The following is a 20,684-nucleotide window of genomic DNA, read 5'->3' as shown; positions in this document are numbered from 1 at the left end:
TACTGCGCCCGGGGGTGTGCCGCCAGTTGTAGCGCGCACAAACCCCGGGTCGCGGTTCAGGACTTGTTGCCCACCAGGCTGTCCACCGAGGGCACCCGAGTGTCGCTTTCCATCTGTGTGTCGTGTTCCAGCTGATGACTGAAACGGTCCAGGGAGCCCTGGGCCGGCTGTGCATCGCTGGCGAACACCGGTGGGCTGAGGATATAGGCGCTGAGCAAGCGGCTGAGCGCCGCCAGGCTGTCGATGTGGGTGCGCTCGTAGCCGTGGGTGGCGTCGCAACCGAAGGCCAGCAAGGCGGTGCGAATGTCATGGCCGGCGGTGACCGCCGAATGGGCGTCGCTGAAGTAGTAGCGGAACAGGTCGCGGCGCACCGGCAGTTCGTGCTCGGCGGCCAGACGCAGCAGGTGCCGGGACAGGTGATAGTCGTAAGGGCCGCCGGAGTCCTGCATGGCCACGCTCACCGCGTGCTCACTGGAGTGCTGGCCCGGTGCGACCGGGGCGATGTCGATGCCGACGAATTCGCTGACGTCCCAGGGCAGGGCCGCCGCCGCACCGCTGCCGGTTTCCTCGGTGATGGTGAACAGCGGGTGGCAATCGATCATCAACGACTCACCGCTGTCGACGATGGCCTTGAGCGCCGCCAGCAGGGCGGCGACACCGGCCTTGTCATCCAGGTGCCGGGCGCTGATGTGGCCGCTTTCGGTGAACTCCGGCAGCGGGTCGAAGGCGACAAAGTCGCCCACGCCTATACCCAAGGATTCGCAATCGGCGCGGGTGGTGCAGTAGGCGTCCAGGCGTAGTTCGATGTGGTCCCAACTGATGGGCAACTCGTCCACCGCGGTGTTGAAGGCGTGGCCGGAGGCCATCAGCGGCAGCACGCTGCCGCGCAGTACACCGTTGTCGGTGAACAGGCTGACCCGGCTGCCCTCGGCAAAGCGGCTGGACCAGCAGCCTACGGGTGCCAGGATCAGGCGGCCGTTGTCCTTCACCGCACGGACGCTGGCGCCGATGGTGTCCAGGTGCGCCGAGACGGCCCGGTCGGGGCTGTTCTTCTGGCCCTTGAGGGTGGCGCGGATGGTGCCGCGCCGGGTCAGTTCGAAGGGGATGCCCAGTTCTTCCAGGCGTTCGGCAACGTAGCGCACGATGGTGTCGGTAAAGCCGGTGGGGCTGGGAATGGCGAGCATTTCCAGGAGGACTTTCTGCAGGTAGGCGAGGTCCGGTTGGGGAATCGGGCGGGTCATGGAAACTCCTGATGAAAAAAGGCCATCGATGGTTTCGATGAGGGCATGGATGGAGGGCCTGGGGGGGCGCCTTCGCTGGCGAGCCAGCTCCTACCAATGGGGCAGGAGCCGGCTGGCCGGCGAAGGATCAAGGCGCCGGTTGGCTGTGGGGAAACAGCAGATCGATAAAACGCTCGGCGGTGGGCTGCGGTTCGTGGTTGGCCAGCCCGGCGCGTTCGTTGGCTTCGATGAACACGTAGTCCGGCTGGTCTGCTGCCGGCACCAGCAGGTCCAGGCCGACCACCGGAATGTCCAGGGCCCGGGCCGCGCGGATGGCGGCGTCGGCCAGGGTCGGATGGAGAATGCCGGTGACGTCTTCCAGGGTGCCGCCGGTGTGCAGGTTGGCGGTGCGCCGGACGAACAGCCGCTCGCCGGCCGGCAGCACGCTGTTGTAGTCATAACCGGCGGCATGCAGGGTGCGCTGGGTTTCCGCGTCCAGGGGGATCTTGCTTTCGCCGCCGGTGGCCGCCTGGCGTCGGCGGCTGCGGGCCTCGATCAAGGCGCCAATGGAATGCCGACCGTCGCCGATGATCTCGGCGGGACGGCGGATGGCCGCGGCCACCACTTCAAAGCCGATCACCAGGATGCGCAGGTCCAGCCCTTCGTGGAAGCTTTCCAGTAACACTCGGCTGTCAAAGCGGCGGGCCTGGTCGATGGCGCGCTGCACCTCTTCAATCGTGCTCAGATCCACGGCCACGCCTTGTCCCTGTTCTCCGTCCAACGGCTTGACCACCACCCGATGGTGCTCGTCGAGAAACTCCAGGTTGTCGTCGGCGTTGCCCGCCAATTGCTGGGCGGGCAGCTTCAGGCCGGCCTCTTTGAGCACCTTGTGGGTCAGGCTCTTGTCCTGGCACAGGCTCATGCTGATGGCACTGGTCAGGTCGCTCAGGGATTCCCGGCAGCGCACCCGGCGCCCGCCGTGGCTGAGGGTGAACAGCCCGGCGTCGGCGTCATCCACCTGGACATCGATGCCACGGCGATGGGCCTCCTCGACGATGATCCGTGCATAGGGGTTGAAGTCCGCCTGGGGCCCGGGGCCGAGGAACAGCGGCTGGTTGATGCCGTTCTTGCGCTTGATGGCAAAGGTCGACAGGGTGCGAAAGCCCAGCTTGGCGTAGAGGTTCTTGGCCTGGCGGTTGTCGTGCAGCACCGACAGGTCCAGATAGCTCAGGCCGCGGCTCATGAAGTGTTCGATCAGATGCCGCACCAGCACTTCGCCCACGCCCGGACGGCTGCAATCGGGGTCCACCGCCAGGCACCAAAGGCTGCTGCCGTGCTCCGGGTCCTGGTAGGCCTTGTGGTGGTTCAGGCCCATGACGCTACCGATCACCGCGCCGCTGTCTTCGTCCTCGGCCAGCCAGTACACCGGACCGCCCTGATGGCGCGGAGTCAGCAGCTTCGGATTGATGGGCAGCATGGCCCGGGCCTGATACAGCTGATTGATGGCCTGCCAGTCCGATTCGCTCTGGGCCCGACGGATACGGAAGCCGCGAAACACCCGGGTGGCCTGGCGATAGTCGCTGAACCACAGACGCAGGGTGTCGGAAGGGTCAAGGAACAGTTGCGCCGGTTCCAGCCCGAGCACCTGTTGCGGCGCCGCTACATACAGAGCGATGTCGCGCTCGCCGGGACGCTCGTTGAGCAACTCCTCGGCGAGGCGGGTGGGGTTGGGAAAGGTATGGCCGATCAGCAGTCGGCCCCAGCCGCAATGCACGGCGATGGGTTCATTGCCGGGTTCGCTGCCGTCTTCGGCAAAGCGCGCTTGCAGACGTTCATAGGACGGCGCCTGGCCGCGCAGCAGGCGTTGGCTGTAAGCCGTGGCGTGAGCTTTCATCGGTCAGATTCCTTGTTCGCTGAGCCATAGGTTCAAGGCCGCCAGTTGCCACAGCTTGGAGCCGCGCAGGGGCGTCAGTTGGCCCTGGGGATCGGTCAGCAGGCGATCGAGCATGGCCGGGTTGAACAGGCCGCGATCCTGGCTCGGGTCCAGCAGCAGTTCACGCACCCAGTTCAGGGTGTCGCCTTGCAAATGCTTGAGGCCCGGCACCGGGAAGTAGCCTTTCTTGCGGTCGATGACCGCGCTGGGGATCACCCGCCGCGCCGCTTCCTTGAGCACCTGCTTGCCACCGTCCGGCAGCTTGAAGCGCGCCGGCACCCGGGCCGACAGCTCCACCAGGCGGTAGTCGAGGAACGGCGTGCGCGCCTCCAGGCCCCAGGCCATGGTCATGTTATCCACACGTTTGACCGGGTCATCCACCAGCATCACCGTGCTGTCCAGGCGCAGGGCCTTGTCCACAGGCGCGTCGGCGCCGGGTTGGGCGAAATGCTCGCGGACGAAGTCGCCGGCGGCGTCGTGTGCCGTCAGCCATTGTGGCTGCACGGTGGCCGCGTAGTCGTCGTAGCTGCGATCGAAGAAGGCCGCACGGTAGGCGGCATACGGGTCGCTGGCGCCGTCTACCTGCGGGTACCAGTGGTAGCCGGCGAACAGTTCGTCGGCGCCCTGGCCGCTTTGCACCACCTTGCAGTGCTTGGCCACTTCTCGGGACAACAAATAGAAGGCGATGCAATCGTGGCTGACCATCGGTTCGCTCATGGCGCGGAACGCCGCCGGCAACTGGTCGATGATCTCGCCCTCGTCGATGCGCAACTGGTGATGCCGGGTGCCGTAGTGGCGGGCAATCAGGTCCGAGTACTGGAACTCGTCGCCGCGTTCGCCGCCGGCATCCTCGAAGCCGATGGAGAAGGTCGACAGGTCGTCTACCCCGACTTCCCGCAGCAGGCCTACCAGCAGGCTGGAATCGACACCGCCGGACAGCAGCACGCCGACATCCACCGCCGCCCGTTGCCGGATGGCCACCGCCTCGCGGGTGCTTTCGAGCACTCGGTCAGTCCAGTCTTCCAGCGTCAGCCGGGCTTCGTCGGCACGGGGGCCGTAGGGCAGGGACCACCAGGTCTGCTGTTCGCTGCGGCCGTCGGCTTCGATGCGCATCCAGGTGGCCGGTGGCAGTTTCTCGATGCCCGCCAGCAAGGTGCGTGGCGCCGGCACCACGGCGTGGAAGTTCAGGTAGTGATTGAGCGCCACCGGGTCGAGGATCGGGTTGATGTCGCCGCCCTTGAGCAAGGCCGGCAGGGCTGAGGCGAAGCGCAGCCGCTGGCCGGTGCGCGACAGGTACAAAGGCTTGACCCCGAGGCGGTCGCGGGCGATGAACAGGCGCTGGGCATCGCGCTCCCAGATGGCGAAGGCGAACATGCCGTTGAGCTTGGGCAGCAGGTCGGCGCCCCAGGCGTGGTAGCCCTTGAGCAGCACTTCGGTGTCACCGCCGGAGTGGAAGGCATAGCCCCGGGCTTCCAGTTCGGCGCGCAGTTCGGGGAAGTTGTAGATCGCGCCGTTGAAGGCCAGGGACAGCCCCAGCTGGTTGTCGATCATGGGCTGCGCCGAGCCATCCGACAGGTCCATGATTTTCAGCCGCCGATGGCCGAGGGCGATCGGGCCCTGGCTGTGAAAGCCCCAGGCGTCGGGGCCACGGGGGGCCAGGTGATGAGTGATTCGTTCAACCGCTGCCAGGTCGGCAGGTTGATGATCAAAGCGTAATTCGCCAGCTAATCCGCACATAAGTCCTTACCGGTTTTTCCGTTGGGGAGAGTCAATCTGCAGTCGCCAAAAGGGCGGCTACCTGGAAACTGACCTGTGCATAACTCGGGAGTTTTAGATCAATCGGTTATAAGCAGTTGAGCGAGGGCGGGCTGTTGGATGGAGTCGGTCGTGCTGGCTAGCGGTCATGGGCGGCGCTGAAAAATCAGCGCCGCCGCTCTGCTTCAGGCCTGGCCGCGAATCAGGCGACGCAGGGCGAAGCGATTGGGATGGCAGGCTTCGGCCACGCTCCTGGGCAGTGGCAGCGGCTCGTTTTCCAGCCAGGCGGCCAGCAGTTCGCCTGACAGCGGCGCGGTGATTAGCCCGCGAGAACCATGACCGCTGTTGATGTACAGGCCGTCGAGCCAGGGGCAGGGCAGGTCCGGCACCTGGCGCGCGTCCTTGCCCAGGGCGGCGTAGGTGTCGGCGAACGCTTCCGGGTCCGCCAGAGGACCGACGATGGGCAGGTAGTCCGGGCTGGTACAGCGGAAGGCCGCGCGGCCTTGCAGGCGGTCCAGGGGCAACTGCTCGGCGTTCAGGCGTTGCAGCAGGTCGCTGGAAATTTCCCGCAGCATCGCAAGGTTACCGGCATGTTCGGCAGTGGTCGGCGTCAGGTCCTGGCTCTTGAAGTCGAAGCTGGCGCCCAGGGTGTGCTCGCCCAGTCGCGGCGGAGCGACGTAACCCTCGGCGCAGACCACGGTGGCCAGGCTCTGACTGTGCTCGGTTTGTGGTAGGCGGGTGATCTGCCCGCGAATACGTTTGAGGGGCAATTCGGCGCTGGCCGGGAAGCGTTTGATTTCGGCGGCACCGGCAAGGATCACCACCGCTGCGCTGGCCAGCATCCGTTCGCCGTCCCAGGCTTGCCATTGCTGGTCGACCCGGCGTAACTCCAGCACGTCCTGATGAGTCAGGACCCGGATCTGCGGATGCTTGGCCTGCCACTGGCACAGGGCGGGCGGATGCACCCAGCCACCTTCGGGATAGAACAGGCCGCCGTGGTCCAGGCCGATGCCGGCCAGGGCCTGGGCCTCTGGCTGATCCAGCCGCCGCAGCAGGTCGGTGGGGAAGGCCGCGGCCAACTGCGCCTGGCGTTCGGCCTCCTTGGGATTGAACGCCAGTTGCAGCACCCCGCAAGCGTCCCAGTCCTGGCCGCGTTGCAAGTGTTCCAGTTGGCGTCGGGTGTAGCCGAAGCCACTGAGGATCATCTGCGACAGTGCGGTGCCGTGGGCTGAAAGCTTGAGGTAAAGCACCCCTTGCGGATTGCCCGAGGCTTCCTGGGCCAGTTGCTCATGGCGTTCCAGTAATTGCACCTGCCAACCGCGGGCAGCGAGGCTGGCGGCGCTGGCGCAACCGGCCAGCCCGCCGCCGATCACCAGCGCGGTTTTGGCCTGGACCGGCGGGCGGGCGAACCAAGGCTTGGCTCGGGCTGGCGGCGGCGCGTCTTCCGGCCAGCCGAGGAAGTCGCCGCGCAGCACTTCCCATTTGCGACCGATGCCCGGGGTGCGCTTCATCTTGAAGCCCGCCGCGTTCAACAGGCGGCGTACCCAGCCGGTGCTGGTGAAGGTGCTGAGGGTGGAGCCCGGCGCCGCCAGGCGCGCCAGTTCTGCGAACAGTTCCGGGGTCCACATGTCGGGGTTCTTTGCCGGGGCGAAGCCGTCGAGAAACCAGGCGTCGATCTGGGCGTCCAGTTGCGGCAGTTGCTCCAGGGCATCGCCGATCAGCAGGGTCAGGGTGACCCGGGCATCGTCCAGCACGATGCGCTGGAAGCCAGCGTGCACGGCGACGTAGTGCTTGAGCAGCGGTTGGCTCAGGTCCGCCAGTTCCGGCCACAGGGCCAGGGCCCGTTGCAGGTCGGCCGGACTCAGGGGGTACTTTTCCACGCTGACAAAATGCAGCCGGGCAGTGGCCGGCGCCTGCTCCTGGAACAACTGCCAGGCGCAGAGAAAATTCAGCCCGGTGCCGAAGCCGGTTTCACCGATGACAAATTTTTCGCCTGCCTCGAGCGCGGCAAAGCGCTCCCGCAGGCGGTTCTGTTCGATGAACACATGGCGGGTTTCATCCAGGCCCGAGTCGCTGGAGAAGTACACATCATCGAAGACCCGCGAGCGCGGGCGTCCTTGGTCGTCCCAGTCGAGCTGGGCGTGGGGCAGTTCAGGTGTCATGTTCGGCTCGTTTGGCGCAAGGCGGCCATTCTAGCCGATCACCGGCCCCGTGCCTGATCCACGGCAAGCCGCGGCGGGTTCAGGGATTTGTTTTCCTTGGCGCAGGTCCATCCGCTAGTCTTGGACAATTCTTGGAAGGGAGCCACCCATGTTCGAATCCGCTGAAATCGGTCACGCCATCGACAAAGAAACCTACGATGCCGAGGTGCCGGCCCTGCGCGAGGCCTTGCTCGAAGCCCAGTTCGAGCTACGGCAGAAGGCCAAGTTTCCAGTGATCGTGCTGATCAATGGTGTCGAGGGCGCGGGCAAGGGCGAGACGGTCAAGCTGCTCAACGAATGGATGGACCCGCGGCTGATCGAGGTGCGCACCTTCGACCAGCAGACCGACGAGGAACTGTCCCGGCCACCGGCCTGGCGTTACTGGCGGATGCTTCCGGCCAAGGGGCGCATGGGGGTGTTTTTCGGCAACTGGTACAGCCAGATGCTCCAGGGCCGGGTGCATGGCCAGATCAAGGACCCGCGCCTGGACCAGGCAATCAATGGCGCCGAACGCCTGGAAAAGATGCTCTGCGATGAAGGCGCGTTGATCTTCAAGTTCTGGTTTCACCTGTCCAAGAAACAGATGAAGGACCGCCTCAAGTCCTTGCAGGATGACCCGCTGCACAGCTGGCGCATCAGCCCGCTGGACTGGCAGCAGTCGCAAACCTACGACAAGTTCGTCAAGTACGGCGAGCGGGTGTTGCGCCGCACCAGTCGTGACTACGCGCCCTGGCATGTGATCGAGGGCGTCGATCCGCATTACCGCAGCCTCACTGTGGGCCGGATTCTGTTGGAAGGATTGCAGAATGCCTTGAGCCGTCAGCCATTGAAGTCGACCCAGGTCAACGCCGCGCCGTTGCCGACAGCGGTGGATCAACTGAGTCTGCTGGACAGCCTGGACATGACCCAGCACCTGGACAAGGACGACTACGAGGAACAGTTGATTACCGAGCAGGCGCGTCTGGCCGGTTTGCTGCGGGACAAGCGCATGCGCAAGCATGCCCTGGTGGCAGTGTTCGAAGGCAACGACGCGGCCGGCAAGGGCGGCGCCATTCGCCGCGTCGCGGCGGCGCTCGACCCGCGCCAGTACAGCATCGTGCCGATTGCCGCGCCCACTGAAGATGAACGGGCGCAGCCTTACCTCTGGCGTTTCTGGCGGCATATTCCGGCGCGCGGCAAGTTCACCATCTTCGACCGCTCCTGGTACGGCCGGGTGCTGGTGGAGCGGGTCGAGGGCTTCTGTCAGCCCACTGACTGGCTGCGGGCCTACAGCGAGATCAACGACTTCGAAGAGCAGTTGGCCGATGCCCGGGTGATCGTGGTGAAGTTCTGGCTGGCCATCGACAAGGACACCCAACTGGAGCGCTTCCAGGCACGGGAGGCGATTCCCTTCAAGCGCTTCAAGATCACCGAGGACGATTGGCGCAACCGCGACAAGTGGGGTGACTATCGTGCCGCTGTCGGCGACATGGTGGACCGGACCAGCACCGAAGTGGCGCCCTGGACGCTGGTGGAGGCCAACGACAAGCGCTGGGCACGGGTCAAGGTCCTGCGCACCATCAATCGGGCCCTGGAGACCGCGTTCGAGCGTTCCGACAAGCACGACAAGAAACAGAAGAAGGACAAGAAGTAGACCGATGGTCGCGCATACGCCCAGTGAATGATTGTCGCGGTGGGCGAGGAGGGGGATCTATGCTCGATGCTCTTTCCTGCCGCCAACAACAGTGAGGTGCGTCATGCGTGAAGTGGTGATCGTCGACAGCGTGCGGACTGGCCTGGCCAAGTCCTTTCGCGGCAAGTTCAACCAGACCCGTCCGGATGACATGGCCGCTCACTGCGTCAATGCGCTGCTCGCCCGCAACGGCATCGACCCGGCCAGTGTCGAGGACTGCATCGTCGGCGCCGGCTCCAATGAAGGCGCCCAGGGTTTCAATATCGGTCGCAACGTTGCCGTGCTCTCGGCTCTGGGCACTGGCACCGCGGGCATGACCCTCAACCGATTCTGTTCTTCAGGCCTGCAGGCGATCGCCATCGCCGCCAACCAGATCGCCTCCGGCTGCAGCGACATCATCGTCGCCGGTGGCGTCGAGTCCATCAGCCTGACCATGAAGAGCGTCAATACCGACAACCTGATCAACCCGCTGCTCAAGGAGCAGGTGCCGGGCATCTACTTCCCCATGGGCCAGACCGCCGAAGTGGTCGCCCGGCGCTATAACGTCAGCCGCGAGGCCCAGGACCTCTACTCCCTGCAAAGCCAGCAACGTACCGCCCAGGCCCAGGCTGATGGCCTGTTCAGCGACGAGATTGTGCCGATGACGGTCAAGTACAAGGTCGAGGACAAGAACACCGGACAGGTGCAGATGGTTGACGGCGTGGTGGATCGTGACGACTGCAACCGCCCCGATACCACTCTGGAGAATCTCGCAGCGCTCAAGCCGGTGTTTGCCGAGGATGGTTCGGTCACTGCGGGCAACTCTTCGCAGCTGTCCGATGGTGCCTCGATGACCCTGGTGATGAGCCTGGAGCGGGCCCTGGCCCTGGGACTCAAGCCCAAGGCGTTCTTCCGCGGCTTTACCGTGGCCGGCTGCGAGCCTGATGAAATGGGTATCGGCCCGGTGTTCTCGGTGCCCAAGCTGCTCAAGGCCAAGGGGCTGACGGTGGATGACATCGACCTGTGGGAACTCAATGAGGCCTTTGCGTCCCAGTGCCTGTATGCCCGCGACCGGCTGGAGATTGATAACGCCAAGTACAACGTCAATGGCGGTTCGATTGCCATTGGCCACCCGTTTGGCATGACCGGTTCCCGTCAGGTGGGGCATCTGGTGCGTGAGTTGCAGCGGCGCAACCTGCGGTATGGCATCGTCACCATGTGCGTGGGGGGCGGCATGGGCGCCACCGGGTTGTTTGAGGCAGTCCGTTAGGTTTCTAGTGCATCACCGACCAAGCCGGCCCCTATGGGGGACGGCTTGTGCTGTTTACGACCGGCACAATCGTGTTTGCGCTTTGCTGCCAACTGTCTCTGTGTCGGCACCTGGCCCGGGCCTAGAATGTGGACCTTGCTCGTCAGGCTTTGTGGGGTTCGCATGCATGTCTCGTCCGGTCGTTGGGTTTATGGCTTGTTCCTCGCCTTATTGACCGCGTTGTTGTGGGGCATCCTGCCCATCAAGCTCAAGCAAGTGCTGCTGGTGATGGACCCGGTGACCGTGACCTGGTTTCGCCTGCTGGTGTCCGGCGGCTGTCTGTTTTTCTATCTGGCGGCGGTGGGGCGTTTGCCGCGTTGGCGCGCGCTCGGTCCCAAGGGTGTGTGGCTGGTGCCGATTTCGGTCTTGGGGCTGGTGGGCAACTATGTGTTGTACCTGATGGGCCTGAACCTGCTGAGCCCGGGCACGGCGCAACTGGTGGTGCAGATGGGCCCGATCCTGTTGCTGATCGCCAGTGTCTTTGTGTTCAAGGAGCGCTTCAGTCTGGGGCAGGGCCTGGGACTGCTGGTGCTGTTGCTCGGTTTCGGGCTGTTCTTCAATCAGCGCCTGACCGAGCTGCTGACCTCCCTGAGTGACTACACCGCCGGAGTTCTGACCATTCTCGCGGCTTCGGCGGTCTGGACTTTTTATGCCCTGGGCCAGAAGCAATTGTTGAGCGTGTGGAATTCCTTGCAGGTGATGATGGTGATCTACCTGTTCTGTGCCTTGCTTCTGACGCCTTGGGCGCATCCGCTGGAAGCCTTGGAACTGAGCCCGTTGCAGGGCTGGCTGTTGTTGGCTTGTTGCCTGAATACCCTGATCGCCTATGGCGCCTTTGCCGAAGCCCTGGCCCATTGGGAGGCGTCGCGGGTCAGTGCGACCCTGGCGATCACGCCCCTGGTGACCTTTGCCGCGGTGGCCTGGGCGGCCTGGCTCTGGCCAGAGTATGTACACGCCGAACAGATCAATGGCCTGGGTTATGGCGGGGCGCTGGTGGTGGTACTGGGGTCGGCCTTGACGGCGTTGGGGCCGTCGCTGATGGCGGGGTTGCGCGCCCGACGGCAGCGGATCGCTGCGGGGTGAGTTTCGCTGGCAAGCCAGCTCCTACAGAAGTGTGGCGGTAGGAGCTGGCTTGCCAGCGAAAAAGACGCTGCGCTAACCCTGCTTTCCAGCCTCCAGCATGTTTTCCGGTCGCACCCAGGCATCGAACTGCTCATCCGTCAGGTACCCCAGGGCCAACGCCGCTTCCCTGAGGGTCAGGTTCTCGGCATAGGCCTTCTTGGCGATTTCGGCGGACTTGTCGTAGCCGATGTGGGGATTGAGCGCGGTCACCAGCATCAGGCCTCGTTCCAGGTGCTCGGCCATCTGTTGGGGATCGGGCTCCAGCCCGGCGATGCAGTGCTGCTGGAAGTTGCTGCAGCCATCGGCCAGCAGGCGGATCGATTGCAGCAGGTTGTGAATGATCACCGGCTTGAACACGTTCAGTTGCAGATGGCCCTGGCTGGCGGCAAAGCCGATTGCCACGTCGTTGCCCATCACCTGGCAAGCCAGCATCGATAGGGCTTCGCATTGGGTTGGGTTGACCTTGCCGGGCATGATCGAGCTGCCCGGCTCGTTGGCCGGCAGCTTGACCTCCGCCAGTCCCGCTCGCGGGCCAGAGCCCAGCAGGCGCAGGTCGTTGGCGATTTTCATCAGGCACACGGCGAGGGTTTTCAGCGCGCCGGACAGCGTGGTCAGCGGCTCGTGGCCGGCCAGGGCGGCGAATTTGTTGGGGGCGGTGACGAAGGGCAGGCCGGAAAGGGCGGCCAGTTCGGCGGCGATGGCTTCACCAAAACCATGGGGCGAGTTCAGTCCGGTGCCCACGGCAGTACCGCCCTGGGCCAGCTCGCACACCGCAGGCAAGGCGCTGCGGATGGCTCGTTCGGCGTATCCCAGTTGGGCGATGAAGGCAGAGATTTCCTGGCCAAAGGTGATCGGGGTGGCATCCATCATGTGGGTGCGGCCGGTTTTCACCAGCTTCATGTGCCGGGCCGACAGTTCGGCCAGGCCACCGGACAGTTCGCTGATCGCTGGCAGCAACTGGAACTGCACGGCCTGGGCTGCTGCGATGTGCATGGCGGTCGGGAAGCAGTCGTTGGAACTTTGCGAGCGGTTGACGTGATCGTTGGGGTGTACCGGGGACTTGCCGCCGCGTGGGTTGCCCGCCAGTTCGTTGGCCCGGCCGGCCAGCACCTCATTGACGTTCATGTTGCTCTGGGTGCCGCTGCCGGTCTGCCACACCACCAGGGGAAACTGGTCGTCATGCTCGCCAGCCAGTACTTCGTCGGCGGCCTGTTCGATCAGTCGGGCAATGTCGGCGGGCAGGTCGCCATTGCGATTGTTGACTCGGGCGGCGGCTTTCTTGATCAGGGCCAGGGCATGCAGCACGGATAGAGGCATGCGCTCGTTGCCGATGGCGAAATTGACCAGCGAACGTTGGGTCTGTGCGCCCCAATAGGCTTGTTCCGGGACTTCAACCTGGCCCAGGCTGTCGGTTTCGATTCGATTCATCGTGGCATTCCTCCAAGTCTGACTGGCCAGTTTAGGCCCTGATCTGCGGCTCGGGTTCCGTGGAAGGGGTTTTCCGCCCGCCGCCCGGGCAAAACCAGGGGGCGCCAGGGGGTGGGGTTGAGGGACGCGGATTAATAGGCGCAGAATGGGCGCCCTTGGGGTTCTACCTCGCCTGCTAGATAAAGGAAACTCGATGACCCGTTTTCGTGCCATCTGTACCGCGGTTGTTCTGGTGTGTGCCAGCGGCCAGGTTTTTGCCGATACCGCCAGCCACAACGCCAGTGCCGAGGCCTTCCTGACCCTGGCCCATGCGGACAAGCTCGGTACGCCGGTGTACATGCAAGTCCAGCAAATGTTTGCCCAGCGTTTTGAGCAGACCAAAGCCCCGGAATCCAAACGCGCCCTGCTGGAAACCTACCAGGCCAAGGCCAACGCGGCCCTGGACCAGGCCATTGGCTGGAACAAGCTGAAGCCGGACATGGTCAAGCTCTACACCAGCAACTTCAGCGAGTCAGAGCTCAAGGAACTGGTAGCGTTCTACCGGTCGCCACTGGGCAAGAAAGTCCTGGAAAAAATGCCTCAGCTGACTCAGCAATCGGCGCAGATGACCCAGGCCAAGCTGGAAAGCGCGGTACCGGTGGTGAACAAGCTGCTGGCCGACATGACCGCCGAGCTCGAGCCTAAGGCTGCTCCGGCGAAGAAGAAGTAAGCGGAGCCTGCAATGACCATGCAACAACGTATCGAAACGGCGCTCGGGGCCTTGCAACCCGAGCACCTGCAAGTGCTGGATGAAAGCCACATGCACAGCCGTGGCCTGGAAACTCACTTCAAGGCGGTACTGGTCAGCGAGCAGTTCGCCGGCCTCAACAGCGTCAAGCGTCATCAGAAGGTCTACGCCACCCTGGGTGAGCTGATGGGCCAGTTCCATGCGTTGGCGCTGCATACTTACACACCCGAGGAATGGTCGAAGATCGGTGTGGCTCCGGCTTCGCCGACCTGCGCCGGAGGCAGTAAGCATTAATCGCGGTTTTTTTGATAGAATCCGCAACGCGCCGCTTATGCCGGCGCGTTTTTTTTTGCATCCGGTTCACCCTTTACGAGGGTAGCCACCTGGAGAGATTTCCCATGACACAACCCATTGTCGTGGCGGCACTGTACAAGTTCGTCACCCTCGAAGATTACGTCAGCCTGCGCGAGCCCCTGCTGCAGGCCATGCTCGACAACGGCATCAAGGGCACCCTGCTGATCGCCGAGGAAGGCATCAATGGCACGGTATCTGGCAGTCGTGAAGGCATCGACGGGCTGCTGGCCTGGCTGAAGAACGATCCACGCATGGTGGATATCGATCACAAAGAGTCGTATTGCGACGAGCAGCCGTTCTATCGCACCAAGGTCAAGCTCAAGAAAGAGATCGTCACCCTGGGTGTGCCCGGCGTGGACCCCAACAAGAAGGTCGGGACTTACGTCGAGCCTCAGGACTGGAACGCCCTGATCAGCGATCCCGAAGTGCTGCTGATCGACACCCGTAACGACTACGAAGTGTCCATCGGCACCTTCGAAGGCGCCATCGACCCCAAGACCACCAGCTTCCGCGAGTTTCCGGATTACATCAAAGCCCACTTCGACCCGAGCAAGCACAAGAAAGTGGCGATGTTCTGCACCGGTGGCATCCGTTGCGAGAAGGCGTCGAGCTACATGCTCAGTGAAGGCTTCGACGAGGTGTTCCACCTCAAGGGCGGGATCCTCAAGTACCTCGAAGAGGTACCGCAGCAAGAGAGCAAATGGCAGGGCGACTGCTTTGTATTCGATAACCGGGTCACTGTGCGCCACGACCTGAGCGAAGGCGACTACGATCAATGTCATGCCTGCCGTACTCCGGTGAGCGTCGAGGATCGGGCTTCCGAGCACTATGTGCCGGGCATCAGTTGCCCTCATTGCTGGGACAAGCTGAGCGAGAAGACTCGCCGCAGCGCCATCGATCGGCAGAAACAGATTGAGTTGGCCAAGGCCCGCAACCTGCCGCACCCGATTGGTTACAACTACAAGCAATCACCTTCCGAGGCTTGAGCCATGTCTGCCCGCCTGCTCTATGTGATGGACCCGATGTGTTCATGGTGCTGGGGCTTTGCGCCCGTGGCCCAGGCCCTGGCGGAGCAGGCCCAGGCCGCCGGAGTCGAGTTGCATCTGGTGGTGGGCGGCTTGCGCACCGGCAGCGGGGCGGCACTGGAGCCCAATACCCGGCGCTACATCCTTGAACACTGGCAGGCGGTGCATCAGGCCACCGGCCAGCCGTTCACCTTCGAGGGTGCCTTGCCCGATGGCTTTGTCTATGACACCGAGCCGGCTTGTCGCGCCATCGTCACTGCTCGCAGCCTGGCTCCGGACTGTGCCTGGAAACTGTTGGGGTTGATCCAGCGGGCGTTCTATGTCGAAGGCCGCGATGTCACCCTGGCCAGTGTGCTGGTGGAGTTGGCGGAGCAGGCCGGGGTTCCGCGGATCGAGTTCGCCGAAGCCTTCGATCGCGCCGAGCAGCATGCCGCCACGGCGGCGGATTTCACTTGGGTCCAGGACCTGGGGATCGCCGGATTTCCCACCTTGCTGGCGGAACGCAACGGCCAGTTGGCCTTGCTGACCAACGGCTATCAGCCGCTGAGCGAGTTGTCGCCGTTGCTGGGACGCTGGTTGGAGCGCGCCGCCTGTGCCTGATTCAGTCGATTCAAGCCCCACCGGTAAAACCGTAGATCGTTTGAGCTGGGGGGAAATCCGTCGCCTGGCCCTGCAACATAGAAAGTCGCTGTGGATTGCCAATGGGGTGGCCGTGCTGGCGACCCTGTGCAGTGTGCCGATTCCGCTGTTGCTGCCGTTGCTGGTGGACGAGGTGCTGCTGGGCCATGGCGATGGCGCATTGCAAGTGATGAACCGCCTATTGCCCGATGGCTGGCAAACTGCGGCGGGCTATATCGGGTTGATGCTGTTGATCACCCTGATCCTGCGTTGCTCCGCCCTGGTGTTCAACGTGGTCCAGGCGCGGCTGTTTGCCGGTTTGGCCAAGGACATCGTCTATCGGATCCGCGTGCGCCTGATCGAACGGCTCAAGCGCATTTCCCTGGGGGAGTACGAAAGCCTGGGGGGAGGCACGGTCACTACGCATCTGGTCACCGACCTGGACACGGTGGACAAGTTTGTCGGTGAAACCCTGAGCCGATTCCTGGTGGCCATGCTGACCCTGGTGGGTACGGCCGGCATTCTGATGTGGATGCACTGGAAGCTGGCGCTGCTGATTCTGCTGTTCAACCCGTTGGTGATTTTTGCCACGGTGCAACTGGGCAAGCGGGTCAAGCACCTGAAGAAGCTGGAAAATGACAGCACTTCGCGTTTCACCCAGGCCCTGACCGAGACCCTGGAGGCGATCCAGGAGGTCCGCGCCAGCAACCGCCAGGGCTACTTTCTTGGACGCTTGGGCCAGCGTGCCGAGGAGGTTCGGGACTACGCCGTGGCCTCGCAGTGGAAAAGCGACGCCTCGGGCCGGGCCAGTGGTTTGCTGTTCCAGTTCGGTATCGACATTTTTCGTGCGGCGGCGATGCTCACAGTGCTGTTCTCCGACCTGTCCATCGGCCAGATGCTGGCGGTGTTCAGCTACCTGTGGTTCATGATCGGCCCGGTGGAGCAGTTGCTGAACCTGCAATACGCCTATTACGCCGCGGGCGGGGCCCTGACCCGGATCAACGAGTTGCTGGCGCGGGCCGATGAGCCGCAGTACAGCGGTGGCGTGGATCCGTTCCAGGGGCGCGAAACCGTCGGCATCGAGGTCCGCGGCCTGAGCTTCGGCTACGGCGATGAGCGGGTGCTGGACAACATGAATCTGTCGATTGCGCCTGGTGAAAAGGTGGCTATTGTCGGTGCCAGTGGTGGGGGCAAGAGTACCCTGGTACAGCTGTTGCTGGGGCTGTATACGCCGCAGACCGGGGTGATCCGCTTTGGCGGTGCCACTCAGCAGGAAATCGGCCTGGAAACGGTACGGGATCACGTCGCCGTGGTGCTGCAGCATCCTGCCTTGTTCAACGATACGATTCGCGCCAACCTGACCATGGGCCGTGAGCGCAGTGATAGCGCTTGCTGGCAGGCCCTGGAAATTGCACAGCTCGAACCCACCGTCAGGGCGCTGCCCCAGGGCCTGGACAGTGTGGTCGGGCGCTCAGGTGTGCGTCTTTCCGGTGGGCAACGCCAGCGCCTGGCTATTGCGCGGATGGTACTGGCCGAACCCAAGGTGGTGATTCTTGATGAAGCCACGTCCGCTCTGGACGCAGCCACCGAGTACAACCTGCATCAAGCCTTGACGCGTTTTCTGCGTGGGCGGACTACGCTGATCATTGCTCATCGCCTGTCGGCGGTTAAACAGGCTGACCGGGTTTTGGTGTTCGATGGCGGGCAGATCGCCGAAGATGGCGACCATCAGCAGCTGATTGCTGATGGCGGCCTTTATGCCAAGCTATACGGGCATTTGCAGCAGGTTCGATAGTCTTGAGTTTTGTCCGGGTTTCTGTGTTTAGTGCTTGAATTTCCTGGTGGAATAACCGCTTCGGCTTGAGAGAGCGGCCGTTTCCCCGTGAAGGTTCGCCCCGGACGCTGCCCAGCCTGCGTCGGAGCTATGGAAATTCGCCTAATCTGTGCTGTCTGAGTCGGGACTACTGGGTGTTCATTTGGCAGTGCGCAAGCAAGGACCCTCATGAAGCAAAAGCGGACTTTCGCAACGCCGCGGTTGTTGGGCATCGTCTGGCCCTTTATCGCCGTGGTGTTATTTCAAGCGCTGTTGGGCGGCCTCAGCCTGTATGTCCTGTCGGCAGTGCGTGGCTATGTTGCCGGTGAGAGCTTGTGGTCCAAAGGCCAGAAAGACGCCATCTACTACCTCAATCTGTACGCCGACAGCCGTGACGAAGGCACCTTCCTCAAGTACCAGAACGCCATAGCCGTACCCCAGGGCGGGCATGAGTTGCGGGTGGCCCTGGATAGCCAGCCGCCGGATCTTGAGGCGGCGCGCCTGGGGATTCTCAAGGGCGGCAATCACCCGGATGACGTTCCTAGCCTGATCTGGCTGTACCTCAACTTCCGACATTTCAGCTATCTGGAAAAGGCCATCGATTTGTGGACCGTGGGCGACGGCTACCTGCTGCAGCTCGATACGGTAGCCCGAGAGATGCACAAGGGGATCGGCAGCAACAGTGCCAGCGAAGCCGACGTGCAACGTTGGAAGAGTCAGATCTTTGCTATCAACGATGGAGTCACGCCGGCGGCCAAGGCCTTCAGCGATGCCTTGGGGGAAGGCTCGCGGGTGATCCTGCGCCTCTTGCTGGTGACCAACCTGGCCACAGCGCTGATCCTGATTGCCCTGGCCTTGCTGCGTACCCACAAGCTGCTGGCCCAGCGGCATGCCTTTGCCGACGCGTTGCAACTGGAGAAGGAGCGCGCGCAGATCACCTTGCAGTCCATTGGTGACGGGGTGATCACCACGGATGTCGAGGGCGCTATTGCCTACATGAACCCCGCGGCGGAAGAACTGACTCGCTGGAAGGCCGAGCAAGCGGTGGGGTTGCCCCTGGCGGCGTTGTTCAATCTCTTGGACGAAAACGCCCAGGCCGACGGCTTCACTCTGATCGAACACATCCTCAGTGGCCAGCTCAGTGGCGGCAGCGAGCATTCCAAGCTGATCCAGCGCCTGGATGGCAGTACGGTGTCGGTGACCCTGGTGGGTGCGCCGATCCGCAATGCCGGGAAGGTCAGTGGCACGGTACTGGTGTTGCACGATATGACCCAGGAGCGGCAGTACATCGCCAATCTGTCCTGGCAGGCGACCCACGATGCCTTGACCGGCCTGGCCAATCGCCGGGAGTTCGAATTCCGCCTGGAGCAGGCGTTGCACGGCTTGATCCGCCAGCCCGCCAGGCATGCGCTGATGTTTCTGGACCTGGACCAGTTCAAGCTGGTCAACGACACCTGTGGCCATGCGGCTGGGGATGAGTTGCTGCGGCACATCTGCGCGTTGCTGCAGTCGGGGCTGCGCGAAGGTGACACCCTGGCGCGATTGGGCGGGGACGAGTTCGGGATTCTTCTGGAGAACTGCTCGCCGGAGGCGGCGGAGAAGATTGCCGAAGGGCTGCGTCAGACTGTGCAGAACCTGCATTTCGTCTGGAAGGGCCGGCCATTCGTGACCACCGTGAGCATTGGGCTGGTGCATATCGCCCAGACTCCCACCACGCTTGAGGCGTCGTTGCGGGCAGCGGATATGGCCTGTTACATGGCAAAGGAGAAAGGTCGCAATCGGGTGCAGGTCTATCATGCCGACGATTCAGAACTGTCCCTGCGACTTGGCGAGATGGCCTGGGTTCAGCGGCTGCACATGGCCCTCGAGGAAAACCGCTTCTGCCTCTATTCCCAGGAAATCACCGCCCTAGGTCGTACCGAGCATGATGGTGGGCACATCGAGATTCTTCTGCGCCTGCACGACGAGGCCGGCCGGATGATCCTGCCGGACAGCTTCATTCCGGCGGCGGAGCGTTACGGCCTGATGACCTCTCTGGACCGCTGGGTGGTACAGAACGTATTCAAGATCATCGCCCAGTGCATTGCCGAGGGCCGGGAAGGACCAATGGCGATGTGTGCGATCAATCTGTCGGGTACCACCATTGGCGACGACGAGTTTCTCGACTTCCTGCGAGAGCAGTTCGTGGTCTATGGCGTACCGCCGAAGATGATCTGTTTTGAAATTACTGAAACCAGTGCAATTGCCAATTTGGGCAGTGCGATCCGTTTTATAAATGAACTCAAGGGTTTGGGCTGCCATTTTTCCCTGGATGACTTTTGTGCGGGAATGTCGTCGTTCGCTTATCTCAAACATTTGCCTGTAGACTTCCTCAAGATCGATGGAAGTTTCGTAAAGGATATGCTGGACGACCCGATTAACCGCGCCATGGTCGAGGTGATCAACCACATCGGGCATGTCATGGGTAAGCGCACGATTGCCGAGTTTGTTGAAACACCGCAGATCGAGCAGGCCCTGCTTGAGATCGGCGTGGATTATGCTCAAGGCTACATTGTTGAACGTCCGCAATTGTTCACCTGTGACAGCTTGCAGTGTCGACCCGTGCGGCCACAGCCGCTGTTGTTCAAGGCGCCCGGCACGTTCCGTTGAAACCTCTTTTGGATCCGCATATCACAATCAAAAGGAGCCCGACAGTGATCGACACATTCAACCGAACCGGCCCGCTCATGGAAGCTGCCAGCTACCCCGCCTGGACTCAGCAATTGATCCGGGACTGCAGCGAGAGCAAGCGCCGTGTGGTGGAGCATGAGCTGTATCAGCGCATGCGTGACAACAAACTCAGTGCCAAAGTCATGCGTCAGTACCTGATCGGCGGCTGGCCTGTGGTTGAACAGTTCGCCCTGTATATGGCGCAGAACCTGACCAAGACCCGTTTTGCCCGTCACCCTGGCGAAGACATGGCGCGTCGCTGGCTAATGCGCAACATTCGGGTCGAACTCAATCATGCCGATTACTGGGTGCATTGGAGTCGGGCCCATGGTGTGACCCTGGAGGATTTGCAAGCTCAGCAAGTGCCACCGGAGCTGCATGCCTTGAGTCACTGGTGCTGGCACACCAGTTCGGCGGATTCGCTGATCGTGGCGATCGCTGCAACCAACTACGCCATTGAAGGGGCGACGGGCGAATGGTCGGCCCTGGTCTGTTCCAGCGGCGTCTATGCCGCTGCGTTCCCGGAAGAAGACCGCAAGCGCGCCATGAAGTGGCTGAAGATGCATGCCCAGTACGATGATGCTCATCCCTGGGAAGCCCTGGAAATTATCGTCACGCTGGCGGGTTTGAATCCGAGCAAGGCCCTGCAAGTTGAGCTGCGCCAGGCCATCTGCAAGAGCTATGACTATATGTACCTGTTCCTGGAGCGCTGCATGCAGCAGGAAAAAACCACAGTGACTCGCGAGCGCCTAGCGCTGGCTGAAGGGTAAGTCGGGCGGGGGCTTTACGGGCAGGTCGATTGTCATGGGCAAGGGTTGC

General features: G+C 62.8%; 15 protein-coding genes. 10 read left to right on the top strand and 5 right to left on the bottom strand.

The features are described 5' to 3' along the window. Positions 1-56: 56 nt before the first annotated feature. The 4 genes from DWF74_RS06905 to mnmC all read right to left on the bottom strand — a co-directional run bounded on the left by DWF74_RS06905 (position 57) and on the right by mnmC (position 7,070). A complete protein-coding gene (locus DWF74_RS06905; protein ID WP_115580662.1) occupies positions 57-1,241 on the bottom strand; it encodes an osmoprotectant NAGGN system M42 family peptidase in 1,185 nt (394 codons plus the stop codon). A gap of 127 nt (positions 1,242-1,368) precedes the next feature. Then, positions 1,369-3,114: an N-acetylglutaminylglutamine synthetase gene (gene ngg, locus DWF74_RS06900; RefSeq protein ID WP_115580661.1), complete on the bottom strand. Its 1,746-nt coding sequence runs from the start codon at positions 3,112-3,114 to the stop codon at positions 1,369-1,371. Positions 3,115-3,117: 3 nt separating this feature from the next. Continuing rightward, complete coding sequence (locus DWF74_RS06895) at positions 3,118-4,890, bottom strand: N-acetylglutaminylglutamine amidotransferase (RefSeq protein WP_102860830.1); 1,773 nt, start codon at positions 4,888-4,890, stop codon at positions 3,118-3,120. 203 nt (positions 4,891-5,093) lie between these two features. Then, a complete protein-coding gene (gene mnmC / locus DWF74_RS06890) occupies positions 5,094-7,070 on the bottom strand; it encodes a bifunctional tRNA (5-methylaminomethyl-2-thiouridine)(34)-methyltransferase MnmD/FAD-dependent 5-carboxymethylaminomethyl-2-thiouridine(34) oxidoreductase MnmC (protein WP_115580660.1) in 1,977 nt (658 codons plus the stop codon). A gap of 148 nt (positions 7,071-7,218) precedes the next feature. Between mnmC and pap the strand changes: the two genes are divergently transcribed. The 3 genes from pap to DWF74_RS06875 all read left to right on the top strand — a co-directional run bounded on the left by pap (position 7,219) and on the right by DWF74_RS06875 (position 11,152). Further along, positions 7,219-8,742, top strand: coding sequence for a polyphosphate:AMP phosphotransferase (gene pap / locus DWF74_RS06885; RefSeq protein WP_115580659.1), 1,524 nt, complete (start codon positions 7,219-7,221; stop codon positions 8,740-8,742). Between the two features lie 103 nt (positions 8,743-8,845). Next, positions 8,846-10,030: a thiolase family protein gene (locus DWF74_RS06880; protein WP_102860833.1), complete on the top strand. Its 1,185-nt coding sequence runs from the start codon at positions 8,846-8,848 to the stop codon at positions 10,028-10,030. A 162-nt stretch (positions 10,031-10,192) separates the two neighbouring features. Further along, a complete protein-coding gene (locus DWF74_RS06875; RefSeq protein WP_115580658.1) occupies positions 10,193-11,152 on the top strand; it encodes a DMT family transporter in 960 nt (319 codons plus the stop codon). A gap of 72 nt (positions 11,153-11,224) precedes the next feature. On the opposite strand, the gene DWF74_RS06870 is transcribed toward DWF74_RS06875, so the two are convergent. Then, positions 11,225-12,619 (bottom strand): class II fumarate hydratase, encoded by a 1,395-nt coding sequence (locus tag DWF74_RS06870; RefSeq protein WP_102860835.1) that lies wholly within the window; start codon positions 12,617-12,619, stop codon positions 11,225-11,227. Positions 12,620-12,812: 193 nt separating this feature from the next. Between DWF74_RS06870 and DWF74_RS06865 the strand changes: the two genes are divergently transcribed. From DWF74_RS06865 to DWF74_RS06835, 7 genes are all read left to right on the top strand, one after another. After that, positions 12,813-13,328, top strand: a complete 516-nt coding sequence (locus DWF74_RS06865; RefSeq protein ID WP_115580657.1) for a DUF2059 domain-containing protein — start codon at positions 12,813-12,815, stop codon at positions 13,326-13,328. A gap of 12 nt (positions 13,329-13,340) precedes the next feature. Beyond that, positions 13,341-13,640 carry a BolA family protein gene (locus DWF74_RS06860; protein ID WP_102860837.1) on the top strand — a complete coding sequence of 100 codons (300 nt, stop codon included), beginning with the start codon at positions 13,341-13,343 and terminating at the stop codon, positions 13,638-13,640. Positions 13,641-13,744: 104 nt separating this feature from the next. Further along, positions 13,745-14,686, top strand: a complete 942-nt coding sequence (locus DWF74_RS06855) for a rhodanese-related sulfurtransferase (RefSeq protein WP_102880484.1) — start codon at positions 13,745-13,747, stop codon at positions 14,684-14,686. 36 nt (positions 14,687-14,722) lie between these two features. Continuing rightward, a complete protein-coding gene (locus DWF74_RS06850; RefSeq protein WP_170003873.1) occupies positions 14,723-15,325 on the top strand; it encodes a DsbA family protein in 603 nt (200 codons plus the stop codon). Further along, positions 15,318-17,138 (top strand): ABC transporter ATP-binding protein, encoded by a 1,821-nt coding sequence (locus DWF74_RS06845; protein ID WP_102860840.1) that lies wholly within the window; start codon positions 15,318-15,320, stop codon positions 17,136-17,138. Before DWF74_RS06850 ends, DWF74_RS06845 begins: the two co-directional genes overlap by 8 nt. A 207-nt stretch (positions 17,139-17,345) precedes the next feature. Further along, complete coding sequence (locus tag DWF74_RS06840) at positions 17,346-19,805, top strand: EAL domain-containing protein (RefSeq protein WP_115580656.1); 2,460 nt, start codon at positions 17,346-17,348, stop codon at positions 19,803-19,805. A gap of 77 nt (positions 19,806-19,882) precedes the next feature. Further along, positions 19,883-20,635, top strand: coding sequence for a TenA family transcriptional regulator (locus tag DWF74_RS06835; RefSeq protein ID WP_222933806.1), 753 nt, complete (start codon positions 19,883-19,885; stop codon positions 20,633-20,635). Positions 20,636-20,684 lie beyond the last annotated feature (49 nt).

Origin of the sequence: Pseudomonas protegens, assembly GCF_003363755.1 — a bacterium.
Lineage (GTDB): Bacteria > Pseudomonadota > Gammaproteobacteria > Pseudomonadales > Pseudomonadaceae > Aquipseudomonas > Aquipseudomonas danubii.
Note: the sequence above shows the minus strand (reverse complement) of the source record. Positions and strands in the feature narration are given on the sequence as shown.